This is a genomic window from Paramagnetospirillum magnetotacticum MS-1 (assembly GCF_000829825.1).
Lineage (GTDB): Bacteria > Pseudomonadota > Alphaproteobacteria > Rhodospirillales > Magnetospirillaceae > Phaeospirillum > Phaeospirillum magnetotacticum.
This window is the reverse complement of the sequence record NZ_JXSL01000032.1, coordinates 1-956: the sequence shown is the minus strand read 5'-3', so window position 1 is coordinate 956 and position 956 is coordinate 1. Positions and strand designations below refer to the sequence as shown.

Here is a 956-nt window from a genome sequence, read left to right as displayed (position 1 = left end):
GCCGAATGGTTCCCGTCCTCACCCACCGAACCGGCGGCCGAGCCGGTGATGGTGGCGCTGTCATTGGCGCCATTGATGGTCACCGTGACCTCCTGGGTCGCCGTGCCGTCGGCGCTGGCCACCGTGAAGGTCTTGGTCATGGATTCGCCTGCGCCCAGCGCCTGCACATCCGCATTGGCGGAATTGACCGCGAAAGACCAGTTGCCGTCGGTCCCGATGCTGAACGTGCCCTGATCGGTCTCCACCGTCTGGGCCGTCACATGGGCCTGGCCCGAATCCACATCGGCCACCGACAGATGGCCGGTCGCCGAATGGTTCCCGTCCTCACCCACCGAACCGGCGGCCGAGCCGGTGATGGTGGCGCTGTCATTGGCGCCATTGATGGTCACCGTGACCTCCTGGGTCGCCGTGCCGTCGGCGCTGGCCACCGTGAAGGTCTTGGTCATGGATTCGCCAGCGCCCAGCGCCTGCACATCCGCATTGGCGGAATTGACCGCGAAGGACCAGTTGCCGTCGGTCCCGATGCTGAAGGTCCCCTGATCGGTCTCCACCGTCTGGGCCGTCACATGGGCCTGGCCCGAATCCACATCGGCCACCGACAGATGGCCGGTCGCCGAATGGTTCCCGTCCTCGCCCACCGAACCGGCGGCCGAGCCGGTGATGGTGGCGCTGTCATTGGCGCCATTGATGGTCACCGTGACCTCCTGGGTCGCCGTGCCGTCGGCAGAGGCCACCGTGAAGGTCTTGGTCATGGATTCGCCTGCGCCCAGCGCCTGCACATCCGCATTGGCGGAATTGACCGCGAAGGACCAGTTGCCGTCGGTCCCGATGCTGAACGTGCCCTGATCGGTCTCCACCGTCTGGGCCGTCACATGGGCCTGGCCCGAATCCACATCGGCCACCGACAGATGGCCGGTCGCCGAATGGTTCCCGTCCTCGCCCACCGAACCGGCGGC

The 956-nt window shown here is 66.8% G+C and carries 1 protein-coding gene; it reads right to left on the bottom strand.

What is annotated here, in order from left to right:
- The coding region (locus CCC_RS19195) for a VCBS domain-containing protein (RefSeq protein ID WP_041042712.1) at positions 1 to 956 on the bottom strand (956 nt) is incomplete at both ends.